This window comes from Rhodococcus sp. YH1 (assembly GCF_009939605.1).
GTDB classification, from domain to species: Bacteria; Actinomycetota; Actinomycetes; order Mycobacteriales; family Mycobacteriaceae; genus Rhodococcus; species Rhodococcus aetherivorans.
In genome coordinates, this window is sequence record NZ_WVTE01000034.1 from 1 (window position 1) to 16,534 (window position 16,534).

At 70.3% G+C, this 16,534-nt stretch carries 13 protein-coding genes and 2 pseudogenes; 2 read left to right on the forward strand and 13 right to left on the reverse strand.

Annotation, left to right across the window (positions count from 1 at the left end; all coding sequences use genetic code 11):
* A pseudogene (locus tag AIIKEEIJ_RS03935) lies at positions 1 to 401 on the forward strand (TetR/AcrR family transcriptional regulator); the annotation flags it as partial.
* Positions 402 to 454: 53 nt separating this feature from the next.
* Here the strand turns inward: AIIKEEIJ_RS03935 and AIIKEEIJ_RS03940 are convergent.
* The 6 genes from AIIKEEIJ_RS03940 to AIIKEEIJ_RS03965 all read right to left on the reverse strand — a co-directional run bounded on the left by AIIKEEIJ_RS03940 (position 455) and on the right by AIIKEEIJ_RS03965 (position 8,458).
* Positions 455 to 718, reverse strand: a complete 264-nt coding sequence (locus AIIKEEIJ_RS03940) for a GlsB/YeaQ/YmgE family stress response membrane protein (protein ID WP_161994984.1) — start codon at positions 716 to 718, stop codon at positions 455 to 457.
* Positions 719 to 878: 160 nt separating this feature from the next.
* Complete coding sequence (locus AIIKEEIJ_RS03945; protein WP_054374119.1) at positions 879 to 1,991, reverse strand: NDMA-dependent alcohol dehydrogenase; 1,113 nt, start codon at positions 1,989 to 1,991, stop codon at positions 879 to 881.
* 34 nt (positions 1,992 to 2,025) lie between these two features.
* Positions 2,026 to 3,525 (reverse strand): aldehyde dehydrogenase family protein, encoded by a 1,500-nt coding sequence (locus tag AIIKEEIJ_RS03950; protein WP_006947089.1) that lies wholly within the window; start codon positions 3,523 to 3,525, stop codon positions 2,026 to 2,028.
* 100 nt (positions 3,526 to 3,625) lie between these two features.
* Positions 3,626 to 5,269 carry a sigma-54-dependent Fis family transcriptional regulator gene (locus AIIKEEIJ_RS03955; protein WP_029544940.1) on the reverse strand — a complete coding sequence of 548 codons (1,644 nt, stop codon included), beginning with the start codon at positions 5,267 to 5,269 and terminating at the stop codon, positions 3,626 to 3,628.
* Positions 5,266 to 6,924: an AMP-binding protein gene (locus tag AIIKEEIJ_RS03960; RefSeq protein ID WP_161994985.1), complete on the reverse strand. Its 1,659-nt coding sequence runs from the start codon at positions 6,922 to 6,924 to the stop codon at positions 5,266 to 5,268. Before AIIKEEIJ_RS03960 ends, AIIKEEIJ_RS03955 begins: the two co-directional genes overlap by 4 nt.
* Positions 6,925 to 7,090: 166 nt before the next feature.
* A complete protein-coding gene (locus tag AIIKEEIJ_RS03965) occupies positions 7,091 to 8,458 on the reverse strand; it encodes an MFS transporter (protein ID WP_373867436.1) in 1,368 nt (455 codons plus the stop codon).
* Positions 8,459 to 8,703: 245 nt separating this feature from the next.
* Here AIIKEEIJ_RS03965 and AIIKEEIJ_RS03970 point away from each other — a divergent pair, with 245 nt between their 5' ends.
* On the forward strand, positions 8,704 to 9,135 hold the full coding sequence (locus AIIKEEIJ_RS03970) for a protein-tyrosine phosphatase family protein (protein WP_050036401.1): 432 nt from the start codon (positions 8,704 to 8,706) through the stop codon (positions 9,133 to 9,135).
* Between the two features lie 13 nt (positions 9,136 to 9,148).
* Here the strand turns inward: AIIKEEIJ_RS03970 and AIIKEEIJ_RS03975 are convergent, their stop codons facing one another.
* The 7 genes and pseudogenes from AIIKEEIJ_RS03975 to AIIKEEIJ_RS04005 all read right to left on the reverse strand — a co-directional run.
* The gene (locus AIIKEEIJ_RS03975; protein ID WP_006930889.1) at positions 9,149 to 9,697 is read right to left on the reverse strand and encodes a hypothetical protein; all 549 of its coding nucleotides are present in this window, start codon (positions 9,695 to 9,697) and stop codon (positions 9,149 to 9,151) included.
* Between the two features lie 121 nt (positions 9,698 to 9,818).
* Positions 9,819 to 10,583, reverse strand: a complete 765-nt coding sequence (eutC, locus tag AIIKEEIJ_RS03980) for an ethanolamine ammonia-lyase subunit EutC (RefSeq protein WP_029544948.1) — start codon at positions 10,581 to 10,583, stop codon at positions 9,819 to 9,821.
* Positions 10,580 to 11,995: an ethanolamine ammonia-lyase subunit EutB gene (locus AIIKEEIJ_RS03985; RefSeq protein ID WP_029544950.1), complete on the reverse strand. Its 1,416-nt coding sequence runs from the start codon at positions 11,993 to 11,995 to the stop codon at positions 10,580 to 10,582. The genes eutC and AIIKEEIJ_RS03985 overlap by 4 nt, the downstream gene beginning before the upstream one ends.
* A complete protein-coding gene (gene eat, locus AIIKEEIJ_RS03990; protein ID WP_029544952.1) occupies positions 11,992 to 13,452 on the reverse strand; it encodes an ethanolamine permease in 1,461 nt (486 codons plus the stop codon). The genes AIIKEEIJ_RS03985 and eat overlap by 4 nt, the downstream gene beginning before the upstream one ends.
* Before the next feature lie 116 nt (positions 13,453 to 13,568).
* The gene (locus tag AIIKEEIJ_RS03995; protein ID WP_102799905.1) at positions 13,569 to 14,105 is read right to left on the reverse strand and encodes a DUF779 domain-containing protein; all 537 of its coding nucleotides are present in this window, start codon (positions 14,103 to 14,105) and stop codon (positions 13,569 to 13,571) included.
* Between the two features lie 163 nt (positions 14,106 to 14,268).
* Entirely contained in the window at positions 14,269 to 15,792 is a 1,524-nt protein-coding gene (exaC, locus tag AIIKEEIJ_RS04000) for an acetaldehyde dehydrogenase ExaC (RefSeq protein ID WP_006930896.1), read from the reverse strand.
* Positions 15,793 to 15,893: 101 nt separating this feature from the next.
* Positions 15,894 to 16,534 (reverse strand): annotated as a pseudogene (locus AIIKEEIJ_RS04005) (helix-turn-helix domain-containing protein); the annotation flags it as partial.

Sequence of the window (16,534 nt, forward strand, 5' to 3'; positions counted from 1 at the left end):
TGCTGGCGGGCGGTACCGACGTGATCGACCACACCGACGAGCCCCGGCGCGCACTCGACCGGCTCGTGGACTTCCACCTCGACTTCGCGCTCGGGGAGCCGGACCTGATCCGCGTCCAGGACCGGGAGCTGCAGTCCCTCCCGGAGGACGCCCGCCGGGAGGTGCGCCAGACCCAGCGGCGGTACGTCGAGCTGTGGGTGGGCGTGCTGCGCCGGCTCGACCCCGCCCTGGGGGAGTCCGACGCTCGGACCATGGCCCACGCGGCGTTCGGGCTCATCAACTCGACGCCGCACAGCGCCGACCGGGCCTCTCCCGCGGCGACCCGGGCGGTCCTGCGGCGCATGACCCTGGCCGCGCTCGGCGCCGATCGGCCGGGCACCGCCACGGACTCCGGGACCTGAACAGGCACGGAGACCCCGTCCGGATCTCCGGACGGGGTCTCGTTTCGCCGCTGTTACCGGACCTTGTCCCTCGTCATGGAGGTGTAGATCAGAGTCAGGACCACCGCAGCCGCCACGCTGATGAATAGCTGGATCCAATTGACGTTATCGGTGTCACCCTTGTCCAGAAGGCCGTACCAAACCCAGTACCCGATAAGGGCACCAACGATCCCGATGACGACGGTGATGAGCCATCCCATCGCCTGCTTTCCGGGGATTACCAGTCGCGCCAAGATTCCGACGATGATTCCCGCAACGATCGTACCGATGATGCTCATGACGGTGCCCCTTCCTCGACCCATCGACAACCAGTGGGGATCGTATGCCCACAGAGTGCGCGGGATATGCGCACTTCGGGTGAATTCCGGTGAATCTTCTGCAAAAAGTTGCGCGGTCCCGGAGGTGCGCCCCGCCCGGCGGGCGAGGCGCACCCCACGATCAGGCGTCGTGGACGATGACGCCGCGGATGTTCTTGCCGTCCCGCAGGTCCTGGTAGCCCTGGTTGACCTCCTCCAGGCTGTAGCGGTGGGTGACCAGCTCGTCGAGCTTCAGCTGGCCGGCATCGTAGAGCCGCAGCAGCCGCACGATGTCGTACTGCGGGTTCGCCGAACCGAACAGCGAGCCCTTGATGGTCTTCTGGAACAGGGTCAGTTCCGTTCCGGACACGTGCACGGTCAGCTTCTCCGGATTGGCCAGGCCGGTGATGACGACGGTGCCGCCCTTGCCGACGATCGAGGTCGCCGCCGAGACGACCTCCTCGTCGACGGTGCCCACGAGGATCAGGGCGGCGTCGGCGCCCTGGCCCCAGCTCAGCTCGTTGACCTTCTCGGCCGCCTCGGCGGCACTGGCGAAGGCGTGCGTGGCCCCGAACTTCAGGGCGGTCTCGCGCTTGAACTCCACCGGGTCGACGACCACGACGTACTTGGCGCCCGCGTGCACGGCACCCTGGACGGCGTTGATGCCGAGGCCGCCGATGCCGTAGATCACGACGATGTCGCCGGAGCGGACGTCCCCGGCGTACACCGCGGTGCCCCAGCCGGACGGCACACCGCAGCCGACGAGGACGGCGGTCTCGAGCGGGAGCCAGTCGTCGACCTTGACCACCGAGTGCTGCGAGATGGTCGCGCGCTCGGCGAACGTGCCGAGCATGCACATCGCGCCGAAGTCGGTGCTCCCGGAATGGAACCGGAACGAGCCGTCCGGCATGCAGCCCTCGAGGATGGTCGCGCCCATGTCGCACAGGTTCTGCCGGCCCGTCGAGCAGTACCGGCAGGTGCCGCAGTTCGGGATGAAGCTGCACACCACGTGGTCACCGGGCTTGACCTTGGTGACGCCGGGGCCGACCTCTTCGATGATGCCGGAGCCCTCGTGGCCACCGACGATCGGGAAGCGCGGAGGCAGGTCCCCGTCGGTCAGGTGCAGGTCCGAGTGGCACAGGCCCGCCGCGGTGTACTTGATCAGCACCTCGCCGGGGCCCGGGCCGTCGAGGTCGAGTTCCATGATCTCGAACGGCTTGCCGGTCTCGAGCAGGACTGCGGCTTTGGTCTTCATCGTTGTTCTCCTTGAGGGTGGCGGGTGACGGGGGTCAGAGAGCGATGTTCACGGCCTTGGTCTGGGTGTAGAGGTCCAGCGCTCCCGCGCCGAGCTCGCGTCCCCACCCGGACTGCTTGAACCCGCCGAACGGCATCGCGGTGTCGAAGCCGTTGTACTGGTTGATCCACACCGAACCGGCCTTGAGCCGCCGCGCGGTGCGGTGCGCCTTCGACAGGTCCCGGGTCCAGATGCCGGCGGCCAGCCCGTAGATCGAGTCGTTGGCCGCGGCGGTGATGCCCTCGTCGGCGTCGAACGGCATGGCGGCGACGACGGGACCGAAGATCTCCTCGCGCACCACGCTGAAGTCGGGCTGCACGTCCACCAGCACGGTCGGTTCGACGAAGAAGCCCTTGTCGCCCCAGCGCTTTCCGCCGGTGAGGGCGCGTGCCCCGTCGGTCAGGCCCTGGCGCAGATAGCCGGTGACCCGGTCCAGCTGCTCCTGGGAGACCAGCGGGCCGAGCTGGGTGGCCGGGTCGAGACCGGGGCCGATCTTCACCTTGCTCGCCGCCTCCGCGACGGCCTCGGTGAACTTCTCGAAGATGGGACGCTCGACGAACAACCGGGTGCCGGCGACGCAGCACTGGCCGTGGTTGAACAGCCACGCATCGAGCGATCCGGCGACGGCGGCGTCGAAATCGGCGTCGGCGAAGACGATGTTCGGGCTCTTGCCGCCGAGTTCGAGAGAGACCTTCTTCAGGTTTCCCTTGGCGGCGTCGACGACCTTCTTGCCCACCTCGGTGGACCCGGTGAAGGCGATCTTGTCGACGTCGTCGTGGGCGGCGAGCGCGGCGCCGGCGTCGCCGAAGCCGGGCACGATGTTCACCACGCCGGGCGGGAAGCCGGCCTCCTCGAAGATCTCGGCGAGCAGCAGCGCCGTGAGCGGGGTCTGCTCTGCGGGCTTGAGGATGACCGTGTTGCCGGCGGCCAGGGCCGGCGCGAGCTTGAACGCGGCCATCAGCAGCGGGAAGTTCCAGGGCACGATGAGCCCGCACACGCCCACCGGCTCGCGCAGCGTGTAGGCGTGGAACTCACCGCCGGGCACGAACGGCATCGTGACGTTGACCGTGCTGCCCTCGATCTTGGTGGCCCACCCGGCGTAGTAGCGGAAGATGTCCGCCGACCACGCCGTGTCCACGGCCGCGGCGATCACGGCGGACTTGCCGTTGTCGAGGGCCTCGAGCTGGCCGAACTCCTCGGCGCGTTCGGTGAGCAGATCACCGACCCGCCAGATCATGCGCTCGCGCTCGGCGGCCTTCATGGTCGGCCAGGGGCCCTCGTCGAACGCCTTGCGGGCGGCCCGCACGGCCCGGTCGACGTCCTCGGCGGCGCCGTGGGCGACGTCGGTGAGCTTGTCCCCGGTCGCGGGATCGTAGGTCGCGAAGACGCGGCCCGAGGCGGCGTCGACCCATTCGCCGCCGATGTAGAGCTGCCTGGTCCCGGAGAGAAACTCCCGGACCCGCGGAGCGACGGTGTGCTCGGCAACAGCTGTCATGCCCAACCTCCTGAAGTAGTGTGACACGGGTCATACTGCTTCGGGCAGGCCCGCGGGAACTGTTCAAGGATTGGACAGTGCGCACATGCGCATACGACGGTCAGCCGGCGATGCCGAGTGCGCGGATCCTGCTGTAGAGGGTGGTGCGGCTGATGCCGAGCCGCGCCGCGGCGTGCACCTTGTTGCCGCCGCTCTCGCGCAGCGCCTCGATGATGGCCTCCCGCTCGGCGCGCTCGCGCCCGCCCAGACGCGAGACCCGGCTCGTCGCGCGGTACTCGACCGGCAGATCCTCCACCCGCACCGGCAGCGGGGACTCCCGCTCCGGGATGGCGGCCAGCACCGCCCGCAGCTCGGCGAGGTTGCCGGGCCACGAGCGTTCCGACAGCGCCGTCAGGGCACTGGGGCCCAGGCGCAGGTCCGGCCGGTCGAGTTCCCGGGCCAGCGCGGAGGCCAGGTCGCCGAGTTCCCGGATCCGTTGCCGCAGCGCGGGCACCCGGACCTGACCGGGGCAGCGCGCCAACAGTTCTCGCACCGTCGGGCGGACGTCGTCCAGGGGGTCCGCGGTGAGCACGAGGCGGGCCGCGGCCGGGTCGGAGAGCATCGACGAGAGCAGCGCCAGCACCGGATCCGGCGCCAGGTGCACGTGTTCGACGACCACGACGCCGCCGTCCGCCGCAGCGGCGACCGACAGCAGCCCGGCCGCCCACTCGTGTTCGCCCTCGCCGACGATCCGGGCGGCGTCGAGGAAGGTGACGGTGTCACGTACGAGTTCCCTTGCGGCCCAGGTCCGTCCACTCCCGGGCTCGCCGAGGATCGCCACGCCACCGGTGCGCTCGCGCAGCCGTCCGAGCCGCTGCCGCAGCCGCGTCGTCGCGTCCTGCGCGACGTCGCTGCGGGGCACGGGTTCCCGCGCGGCGGCGGCGTCGAGCAGGAACAGCGCCCCGCTGCCGATGCCCGGGATGCGGTCGATCCGCAACCGGGTGCGCCCGCCGGCGGACAGCGCGAAGTCCATCGTGCGGGACTCCCCCGCCGGCAGGTCGACCGCGATCGCGCGCAGCGCCGCGTGGTCGGCGGGCACGAGCAGTTCCACGGCGGCCTTGTTGGTGAGCATGATGTCCTCACCCATGGCCGCGACCGCGACGCCGCGCTGCTGCGCGGCCCGCTGGAACGCATCGACCACCCGCCGGTCCGATTCGCGGGCCCCCTCGAGCAACCGCGCCTCGATGTCGCGGGCCGCGCGGGCGAGGAACGGCACGAACAGCGGATTGGCGATCTTGCCGGCGGCGGTGATGTCGAGGATGCCTTCGATGCGGCGGGTGACGGGATGCACGAGGGGGTGCCCGTAGCAGCTGAAGTCCTTGAGGGACTCGAGGTAGTGCTCCTCGCCGTGCACCACGAGGCTCTGCCGCACCTCGAACGGGGTGCCGAGAGCGTTGGTGCCGTAGGTGTCCTCGCTCAGGGTCGCGCCGGGGACCACGCCGATCTCCTCCATGGCGCGCTGCATGGGTGCCGCGTCGAACAGCCGGGCCACGATCCGGCAGTCCCGGTCCACGAGGAGGATGCAGCAGCCCGTGCCGGCGAGCTGCGTGCGCAGCTCGTCGAGCACCGGCCGGGCGGCGTCGAGCAGCCGCCCGGCCGCGTCCGAGGGGCCCAGCAGGGTCGGCTCGGGGAGCCGTCCCGGGTCGATCCCGCTCAACTGCGAGCGTTTCCAGGACAGCGCGATCTCCGGCCGCAGACCGTTCACCCCCGCTCGGCCTCCCCGAGCAGGGCCGTGGACAGCTCCCGCATCTCGACCTTGCGGATCTTGCCGGTGACCGTCATCGGAAACTCGTCGACGATGTGCACGTAGCGGGGGATCTTGTAGTGCGCGAGCTTGCCCGTGCAGTACTCGCGCAGCGACTGCGCGTCGAGCGGCGCCGCCCCCTCCCGCATCCGGATCCACACCATGAGCTCCTCCCCGTACTTCTCGTCGGGCACGCCGACGACCTGCGCGTCGAGAATGTCCGGGTGGGTGTAGAGGAACTCCTCGATCTCCCGCGGGTAGATGTTCTCGCCACCACGGATGACCATGTCCTTGATGCGGCCGGTGACCGAGACGTACCCGTCGGCGTCCATGACGCCGATGTCGCCGGTGTGCATCCACCGGGCCTTGTCGATGGCCTCGGCGGTCTTGTCGGGCTGGTTCCAGTAGCCGAGCATCACCGAGTAGCCGCGGGTGCACAGCTCGCCCGGTTCACCACGCGGGACGGTCAGGCCCGTGGCCGGGTCGACGATCTTGACCTCGAGGTGCGGGCCGACGCGGCCGACGGTGGACACGCGCTGGTCGATGGTGTCGTCGCTGCGGGTCTGCAGGGACACCGGCGAGGTCTCGGTCATGCCGTAGCAGATGGAGACCTCGGTCATGCCCATCCGCTCGATGACCTGCTTCATCACCTCGACCGGGCACGGGGAGCCGGCCATGATGCCGGTCCGCAGGCTCGACAGGTCGTGGGTCTCGAAGGAGGGGTCGGCGAGTTCGGCGATGAACATCGTCGGCACCCCGTACAGGGAGGTGCAGCGCTCCTCGGCGACGGCGGCCAGGGTCTGGGCCGGGTCGAAGGCGGGTCCCGGGATGACCATCGTCGCGCCGTGGCTGGTGCAGGCCAGGTTGCCCATGACCATGCCGAAGCAGTGGTAGAAGGGCACCGGGATGCACACCTTGTCGTTCTCGGTGTAGTGGCACAGCTCGCCGACGAAGAATCCGTTGTTGAGGATGTTGTGGTGGCTGAGGGTGGCGCCCTTGGGGAATCCGGTGGTGCCGGACGTGTACTGGATGTTGATCGGATCGTCGGCCGACAGGTCACGCTGGGCGGCGTCGAGCCGGGTGCGGTCGTCGGCGAGTGCGGCGCGTCCGGACTCGGCGAGTTCGTTCCATTCGGGGTATCCGAGCAGCACCACCTGCTCGAGGTCCGGGCAGTCGCCGCGCACCTCGGAGATCATTGCGGCGTAGTCGGACGTCTTGAAACTCGGCGCGGAGATCAGCATCCGGATCCCGGCCTGGGTGAGCACGTACTGCAGTTCGTGCGAGCGGTAGGCGGGGTTGATGTTGACCAGGATCGCGCCGATCTTCGCGGTGGCGTACTGGACGAACACCCACTCCGCCCGGTTCGGCGCCCAGATGCCCACCCGGTCGCCCTTGCCGATGCCGGCGCGCAGCAGACCGAGCGCGAGGGCGTCGACCTCCGCGGCGAGTTCGGTGTAGGTCCAGCGCCGGCCGGCGGCGCGGTCGACGAGCGCGTCCCGCTCGCCGTGCCGGGCGACGGTGCGGTCGAAGTTGTCGCCGATCGTGTCCCCCAGCAGCGGGGTGTTCCACGCCCCCGAGGTGTAGCTGGGCAGTTCGGGTGTGGCGAAACCGGTCATGGGTGCTCCTGCAGTGTGCGCGGCCCGGGGCGAGCGAGGGGATCTCGTGGACTCGTCCACCATGCTCGCCGATCCGGCGCCGCAGGTGTTCGGATTCTGGACAGTTGGCGGTGCGGTGGCAGCACGAGGCGCCCTCCCCGGGGTGTCGGGGAGGGCGCCGGTGGGATCAGAGCGCTCGGTCGCGGGTCTCGACGAGAGCCTTGGTGCACACGAAGCTCAGCACGCCGAGCACGGAGAGCATGATGCCGATGGCGATGCCGCCGTAGGACGCCGCGAGGGGCGCGGCCAGCATGGGCGGAATCGCGCCACCCAGGACACCGGCGAGGTTGTAGCCGAGTCCGGCGCCGGTGTACCGGTACCGGGTGTGGAACATCTCCGGCAGCAGCGCGCCGCACGGTCCGTAGGCGATGCCGAAGATGGCCAGGGTGACCATCATGCCGACGACGAACGCGACCGGCGAGCCGGTGTCGAGCAGCGGGAACAGCGCCAGCGCCCACACGACGGAGAAGCCGCAGGAGATCATGATGACGCGCCGGCGGCCGACCCGGTCGGAGTAGAGGGCGGAGAGCACGATCGCGGCGCCGAAGACGAACGAGGCGGCGATGCCGACGGTGAGGACGAACGGCCGGGAGAAGCCGAGGGTCTTGGTCGCGTAGCTGGTCAGGTACGCGGTGCCCATGTAGAAGAAGGCGAACATGATCGCCAGTGCGCCGGCCGAGAGGAGGATCTCCTTGGTCTGGTAGCGCAGGGCGTCGAGGAACGGCAGGGTGCGCTTCTCGGCCGGGGCGGCGGCGCGGGCCTCGCTCTCGGCCCGGAACACGGGGGTCTCCTCGATGGCGAGGCGCATGTAGAGACCGATGGCCACGAGAACGATGCTGAACAGGAACGGGATTCGCCAGCCGTAGTTGAGGAAGGCCTCGTTGGTGTCGCCGAGGGCCAGGCCGGTGAACAGGAAGGTGGCGCTCGACAGGGCGAAGGCGATGGCGGGGCCGAGCTGCGGGAACATCGCGTACAGGCCGCGTTTGCCCGGTGGCGCGTACTCGGCGGTGAGCAGCGTCGCGCCGGCCCATTCCCCGCCGACGGCGAAGCCCTGCGCGAATCGCAGCAGCACGAGGATGATCGGGGCGGCGACGCCGATCGTCTCGGCGCCCGGCAGCAGCCCGATGAGCAGGGTCGAGATGCCCATCAGCAGCAGCGTGGAGACGAGGGTCTTCTTGCGGCCGATGCGGTCGCCGAAGTGCCCGAACAGCATGGCGCCGACCGGGCGGGCGATGAACGCGACGGCGAAGGTCGCGAACGAGGCGACCGTGCCGGCGGTGGCGCCGAGAGCCGGGAAGAACACCGTCGGAAAGACCAGGGCTGCGGCGGTTCCGTAGATGAAGAAGTCGTAGAACTCGATGGTGGTGCCGATGCAGCTGGCGATGGCGACGCGTCGGATGCCGGGTCCGCCCGGGGCGGGGGCGGTCGGCGCGGCGGGCTTCTGTCCCGCCGGTACCACGGGGGGTTCGGCCCCCGGTGTCGACACTGTGGTCACGTCTGTCCTCCGTATTTCCGTCCGAGCCGCGGCGGCCCTGCGCCGCGCGATGGAAGGAAAGGTAGTGATCCGTCTCACTCCCCCACTACCCCCGAAAGGGGGGTGGCTGTGAGCCGGATCACGTAGTTTGCCGAACGAAGGACTTGATCGTCGCGGGGCGTCCACCCCGCACCACGCGCGGTCGTCCGCTCGGATTCCGGGACACCCGGTGGCCGAACAACTTTCGCGCCGTCTACGCTCCGTTCATGGCGACGACGACCTGGGACCCGCACGCCCCGGGGATCCTGGCACTACCGTCGGGCCGGTACGTCCGGGGCCGTGGCGTCCGACGTCCCCTTCCGGCCGGACCGCTGCCCGCCCTCGGGGTGTACCTCGCGGGCCGGACGCCGCCGGCGGTCCCGTGGGACGCCCGGTGGATCCGGTGGCCCGACTTCCGCCTCCCCACCGACCCCGGCGCTGCCCGCCGGATACTGCACGAGGCGTGGCAGCGGTGCGCGACCGAACGCGTCGAGGTCGCCTGCGGCGGTGGCCGGGGGCGCACGGGCACCGCCCTGGCCTGCCTCGCGATCCTCGACGGCGTACCGCCCGGCGAGGCCGTCGCCTATGTGCGCGAACACTATTCGCACCGAGCGGTGGAGACGCCGTGGCAGCGGCGCTTCGTCGCTGCGTTCCGGTGACCGGCGGCGCCGGTCAGCGACCGGCGGCGCCGGTGAGTTCGGCGCGCATCTCGCTCCACACAGTCGCGTACGAGTCGATGTTCGGCGCCGTCGCCCACGCCAGCGCGCCGGACTTGATCTTCCCGAGCGCCTCGGCGAACAGGTCCTGATACCGCGACAGGCGCGGAACGAACGCCGACACGTCGTCGAAGAGGTTCTGCGCCTTGCGATCCAGCTCGATCAGTTCGTCGAGGAAGTTGGCGGATTCCGGGTCGGCGAGCAGCGCGGAGAGCTCTTCGTCGAGCGGGCCGAACTGCTCGAACAGCTCCGCGAGAGAATCCTCGTCGATCGAGACGCGCTCCGCGTCGAGCTGATCGGTCAGTTCCGCGACCCCTGCGTCGGTCAGGGAGATGCCGTTGCCGGTCTCCTTCGCCTTGCCCTGCGTGACCAGCGCGTCGTACGCCGCCCGCCCGGACGCGACCGACACCCCCAGATGCGCCGCGATCATCTCGGCGGTGACGGTCTCCTTCAACCGCACCGTCTGCAGCAGAGCCAGCTCGTCGACATTGCCAGCGAACGCCATCGTGTCTTCTCCTCGTCGCCCGGTCGCGGGCGGTACGTGTCACCCGGTCGGGCGGAGTACATGATTTGGCGCTTCCGGTCGCGATGTCAACCGCCCACGCGGGTACGTCACACTCTCGCCTCTACAACTCCCCCACCGTCGCGGAATCGAGCCGGTCCGCCCGCGTCGTGTCCTTCAGGTCCACACCGGAACGCCCGAGCCGGCGCGCCCCGTCGACCAGCCCCGCGACGACACGCGCGGCCGCGGCGTACCCGAGCCCCTCCGGGGGGTGGATGTTGGACACGCAGTTCCGCTCGGCGTCGGCCCGACCGGGCCTCGGCTCGTGGGTCAGGTACACCCCGAGGCTGTCGGCGACCGACAACCCGGGCCGCTCCCCGATCAGCACCAGCAGCGTGCGCACCCCCAGGGCGGCGCCGATGTGGTCGCCCAGCGCCACCCGTGCCGACGTCGCGATCACCGGCGGTGCCACGGACAGGTGCCGCGGCAGGGCCGCCACGACGGCCTCGAGCAGGGCGACGCCGTGCTCGGCCAGGGCTCGCGGCGAGAGCCCGTCGGCGAGGACCACCCCGACGTCGGCGCCGGTGCCGGGGACCGCGGACAGATCCTCGGGCAGGCGGCCCAGGTCCGGGCGGCGCAGGTACTCGCCGCGATCGCTCACCCGGCTGGTGACGACGATCGGCGCGCCGAGTCCGAGGCGTTCGACGTCGGTGGCCAGCGCCGGCACGTCGAGGGGCTGGTGCACCGCGTCGCGGGCCGCGGCGTGCGCGGCCCGGAACTCGAGCACCCGAGCGGTCGGGAGGCCGTCGCCGGCCCGGCCGAGCCCGATGCGGGCCTGGGTCGCCGACCGCAGCGGTGCCCAGAAGTCACGGTCGACGGACCCGCTCACGCCGCACCTCCCGCGAGGGCGCGCAGCGGGGAGGCCGCCGCGTCCACCGGCAGGATGTGCCCGGCTCCGTCCACCATGCCGAGACCGGAGAGCCATCGCTCGAACTCGGGGGCGGCGCGCAGGCCCAGCGCGCGACGCACGTACAGCGCGTCGTGGAACGACAGGCTCTGGTAGCCGAGCATGACGTCGTCGGCTCCGGGCACCGCGATGACGAACGCGGCGCCGGCCACCCCGAGCAGGGTCAGGAGGGTGTCCATGTCGTCCTGGTCGGCCTCGGCGTGGTTGGTGTAGCAGACGTCCACGCCCATCGGCAGGCCCAGCAGCTTGCCGCAGAAGTGGTCCTCGAGGCCGGCCCGGACGATCTGCTTGCCGTCGTAGAGATATTCGGGGCCGATGAACCCGACCACCGTGTTGATCAGCAGCGGGTCGAGCGCCCGGGCGACGGCGTACGCGCGGGTCTCGAGGGTCTGCTGGTCGACGGGGCGTCCGCCCGTGCCGAGGTGCGCGCCGGCCGACAGCGCCGAGCCCTGCCCCGTCTCGAGGTACATGACGTTGTCGCCGACGGTGCCGCGCCCCAGAGCGCGACCGGCCTCGTTCGCCTCCCGCAGCAGAGCCAGGTTCACGCCGAAGCCGGCGTTCGCCCCCTCGGTGCCGGCAATGGACTGGAACACCAGGTCCACCGGGGCACCGGCCTCGATGAGGCCGAGCGTGGTCGTCACGTGGGACAGGACGCAGGACTGCACCGGGATGTCGAAGCGCAGCCGCATCTCGTCGAGCAGGTGCAGCAGGTCGGCGGTGGCCTGTGGCGAGTCCGTGGCCGGGTTGATGCCGATGACGGCGTCGCCGCAGCCCATCAGCAGCCCGTCGAGGGTCGCGGCGGCGATGCCGCGTGGATCGTCGGTGGGGTGGTTGGGCTGCAGCCGGGTGCCGAGCCGGCCGGGCAGTCCGACGGTGGTGCGGAACGCCGAGGTGACCTCGATCGCGCGGGCCACCGCGATCAGGTCCTGGTTGCGCATGAGCTTGCTGACGGCGGCGACCATCTCGGGGGTCAGGCCGGGCGACATGGCGGCGAACGCCGCGGCCGCATCGGTTTTCGTGACGGTGTCGAGAAGCAGGTCGCGCAGTCCCCCGACCGTCAGGTGCTGCACGGACCGGTAGGCGTCGCGGTCGTGATCGTCGAGGATCAGCCGGGTGACCTCGTCGGTCTCGTACGGCACCACCGGCTCGGCGAGGAACACGTCGAGCGGTATGTCGGCGAGGACCCACTGCGCGGCCGCACGCTCGGCGTCGGATTCGGCCGCGCAGCCGGCGAGTTCGTCGCCGGAGCGGCGCGGGGTGGCCTTGGCGAGCAGGTCGACGAGGCCGTCGAAGGTGTAGGTGGTGCCGGCGAGATGCTGGGTGTAGACGCTCACTTCAGCTCGGCCTCCGCCTCGGCGAGCGCGGCGAACTCCTCGTCGGGCGAGTTCGCCACCAGCCGGTGCCGGCTGTAGAGCCCGAAGTAGGCCATGAACGCGGCGAAGGCACCGAGGGTCCACAGGGCGGCGACGGGATCGACCAGGAAGGTGGCCACGACGGCGGCCGCGGCCACGACCAGCGCGAAGGAGGTGGTGACGACGCCGCCGGGGGTGCGGTAGGGCCGCGGCATGTGCGGTTCGCGCCGGCGCAGCACGATGTGGCTGACCATCATCAGCACATAGCTCACCGCGGCGCCGAAGACGGCCATGTTGAGCAGCATCGCTCCCTCGCCGGTGAGCGAGAGCGCGAACCCGATCACGCCGGGGACGATCAGCGCCAGCATGGGCGCCTTGCGCTTGTTGGTCAGCGACAGGCTCGTGGGGAGGTACCCGGCGCGGGAGAGCGCGAACGTCTGCCGCGAGTACGCGTACATGATCGAGAAGAAGCTCGCGATCAGGCCGGCGAGCCCGATGTAGTTGACCACCTTCGCTGCGCCGGTGTCGCCGAGGGCCTCGACGAGCGGGTTACCGGATGTGGACAGGGCGTCGGCGCCGAGCGCGCCGGTGGCCAGGAACAGCACGGTCGCACCGGTGACGAGCAGCACCAGCATGGACACGATGATGCCCTTGGGCACGTTCTTCTCCGGCTCGGTCGCCTCCTCGGCGGCCAGGGGCACACCCTCGACGGCGAGGAAGAACCAGATCGCGAACGGCACGGCCGCCCAGATGCCGAACAGGCCGAAGGGAAGGAACGACGACGCTCCGGCGGCGGTCTCGTCGACGGCGATGTCGGTCAGGTTCGCGGTGTCGAACAGCCCGACGGCGGAGACGGCGAACACCACGAGCCCGACGAGAGCGATCGCCGTGATCACGAACATCGCCTTGAGCGCTTCGCCGGCGCCGGTGAGGTGGATGCCGATGAACACCGCGTACACGGCGAGATAGATCCACCATCCGTCGGTGATGCCGAACAGGTTCAGCGACTCGACGTACCCGCCGATGAACGTGGCGATCGCGGCCGGGGCGATCGAGTACTCGATGAGAATTGCTGTGCCGGTGGCGAATCCACCCCACGGTCCGAGGGCGCGGCGCGCGAAGGTGTAGCCGCCGCCGGCGGCGGGCAGCGCGGAGGACAGCTCGGCCATGCCGAGCACCATCGCGAAGTACATGGCCGCGATGACCACCGAGGCGACGAGCAGACCACCGAATCCGCCCTCGGCCAGGCCGTTGTTCCAGCCGGCGTAGTCACCGGAGATCACGTAGCTGACGCCGAGGCCCGCGAGCAGCACCCAGCCCGCCGAACCCTTTCTCAGAGTGCGCTTTTCGAGATACGCACGACTCTCGGCGTGGAAGTCCGCGCCGTCGTGGTGGGCCGGGGTCTCGGCCCCGGTCCTGGGCGGGTCGGTCAACGACATGATCTCTCTTCTCGACGGAGGATGGCGACGTGTCGAGCGGGCACGTCGAGGACACCGCGCGTACTCACGGTACGAGCGGTAGGTACACACCGCGTCAGTACGCGGTCACGGAAGTGTTACGAGGAGGCGCCCCGGGGCGTCGGCACCGGGCACGCGTCGGCGGCCTCGGCCACGACGGTCGGCTCGGCGGCCGGCTCCGGACGGGCGCCGGCGGCCCACCGCTTGCCGAGCAGGGGTGTGTCGCGGGCGAGGGCGTCGTTCTCGTCGGCGGTGAAGGCGCGGCCGCGGCTGAGGAAGCGCAGCCCCTCGGGCGATTCCAGGCTGAACCCGGAGCCGCGGCCGGGCACCACGTCGAGAACGAGCTGCGTGTGCTTCCACGCCTCGAACTGGGACCCGGAGATCCACACCGGGACGGCGTCGGCGCCCGCGGGCAGGTCACCGGCCGTCGTCCCCACCTGCAGCCGCAGGTCCAGCACCCCCAGCAGCACGTCCAGGTCGCCGACGACGAAGTCGCCGTCCGGGTAGCACATCGGCGCCGACCCGTCGCAGCAGCCGCCGGACTGGTGCATCATCAGCGGCCCGTGCCGCTCGGCGAGACGGCGCAGGAGAGCAACCGCGTCGGCGGTGGCGACGAGGCGGAGCGGGACGGACATGGGGTGCCTTCCGGTTGTCGGCTTGCGCCTCCCCCGAGCGAATGTATCGCTCACCTCGACTGATCGAGTGGGCGATACATTCGCTCGACTCGGGGCAGGGCGGAATGGGAACGGCGCCTGCCACGTCGCAGGGGGATGACGTGACAGGCGCCGGGTCTTCGGATCAGAAGAAGCCCTGGGCCTTCGGCGCGTAGGACACCAGGAGGTTCTTCGTCTGCTGGTAGTGGTCGAGCATCATGTGGTGGTTCTCGCGGCCGATGCCGGACTGCTTGTAGCCACCGAACGCCGCGTGCGCCGGGTACTGGTGGTAGGTGTTGGTCCACACCCGGCCGGCCTGGATGGCGCGGCCGGCCCGGTAGGCGACCCCGCCGTCGCGGGACCAGACGCCGGCTCCGAGGCCGTAGAGGGTGTCGTTGGCGATGGAGATGGCGTCGTCGAAGTCCTGGAAGGACGTCACGGAGACCACCGGTCCGAAGATCTCCTCCTGGAAGATGCGCATCTTGTTGTGGCCGCTGAACACCGTCGGCTGGACGTAGAAGCCGCCGGACAGATCGCCGCCGAGGTCGGCGCGCTCGCCGCCGGTGATCACCTGCGCGCCTTCGCTCTTGCCGATCTCGATGTAGGACAGGATCTTCTCGAGCTGATCGTTCGACGCCTGGGCACCGATCATCGTATCGGTGTCGAGCGGGTCGCCCTGGCGCACGGCCTTCGTGCGCACCGCGGCCAGCGACAGGAAGTCGTCGAAGATGTCCTGCTGGACCAGGGCGCGCGACGGGCAGGTGCACACCTCGCCCTGGTTGAGGGCGAACATCGTGAAGCCCTCGAGCGCCTTGTCCTGGTAGTCGTCGTTGACCGAGAGCACGTCGGAGAAGAAGATGTTCGGGCTCTTGCCGCCGAGCTCGAGGGTGACCGGGATCAGGTTCTGCGAGGCGTACTGCATGATCAGGCGGCCGGTGGTGGTCTCGCCGGTGAACGCGATCTTGCGGATGCGCGGGCTCGAGGCCAGCGGCTTGCCGGCCTCGACGCCGAAGCCGTTGACGATGTTCACCACGCCCGGGGGCAGCAGGTCGCCGATGACGGAGATCAGGTACAGGATCGAGGCGGGCGTCTGCTCGGCCGGCTTGAGGACGACGGCGTTGCCGGCGGCCAGGGCGGGGGCGAGCTTCCACACGGCCATCAGGATCGGGAAGTTCCACGGGATGATCTGGCCGACGACGCCGAGCGGCTCGTGGAAGTGGTAGGCCACGGTCTCGGCGTCGATCTCGGAGATCGAGCCCTCCTGCGCCCGGATCGCGCCCGCGAAGTAGCGGAAGTGGTCGATCGCCAGCGGGATGTCGGCGTTGAGGGTCTCGCGGATCGGCTTGCCGTTGTCCCAGGTCTCGGCGAGGGCGATCGACTCGAGGTTCTCCTCGAGGCGGTCGGCGATCTTGTTGAGCAGGATGGAACGCTCGGCGACGGACGTCTTGCCCCAGGCCGGCGCGGCGGCGTGGGCGGCGTCGAGGGCCAGCTCGATGTCTTCCTCGGTGGACCGGGCCACCTCGGTGAACGGCTGACCGGTGACCGGGGTGACGTTCTCGAAGTACTGACCCTTCACAGGCGGTACCCACTGGCCGCCGATCCAGTTGTCGTAGCGGGACTGGAAGGACATCAGGGCGTCGGGCGAGCCGGGACGGGCGTACACGGTCATCGGTGTTCACTCCTCGGATGGTCTGGCACCCCCCATGCGGGGCGTGTGATCCGGAACACTACGAACGTGTGGGTTGCAACTACGTTGCGTAGCTCCGAACCTCAGATCCCGAGCTGACGGTCCAGCAGCTCGATCCGGGCCTTGACCTGGGCGAACAGCGTCGAATGCGGATCGAGGGTGGTCAGGTACGCCTCCCACGCGGCGATGTCGTCGCGCCCGTGCACCGACGCGGTCCACCGCGCGAGCAACTGGGCGTCGCCGGCCCGGAGCAGCGCGGCCTGCACCCGGGCGCGCAGCTCGTCCCGGATCTCCTCGATGCCGGGCGCGGCCGATCCGGGCAGCACCGGTCCGGCATACAGACGCACCGCCGTCGCCACATCGCCGCGGTCGAGTGCGCCGCGGACCTCCGCGACGTCGGTGACGAGTTCGCCCAGGAGCCGGTATGGGCGCGAGCCGAGCCCCTCGGGTCCGAAAACCTTTCGCAGGCGCGACATCTCGGCACGGATGGTGACGGAGTCGAGCTCGGCCTCGTCGAGCAGCACCGCAAGCCGGTCCGAGCTCAGGCCCTCGGGGTGTTCGGCGAGCAGCAGCAGGATCTCGGCGTGGCGCTGGGAGAGCGGGATCCGTTCGCCGTCGCGGTGCAGAGTGGGCCGGCCCGACCCGAACGTGTCGAGGCTCGTCCGGGCAGCCGACAACAGCCGCGGCGAGCTGAGCAGGTGCAGTCGCAGTTCCGACTCCGCGG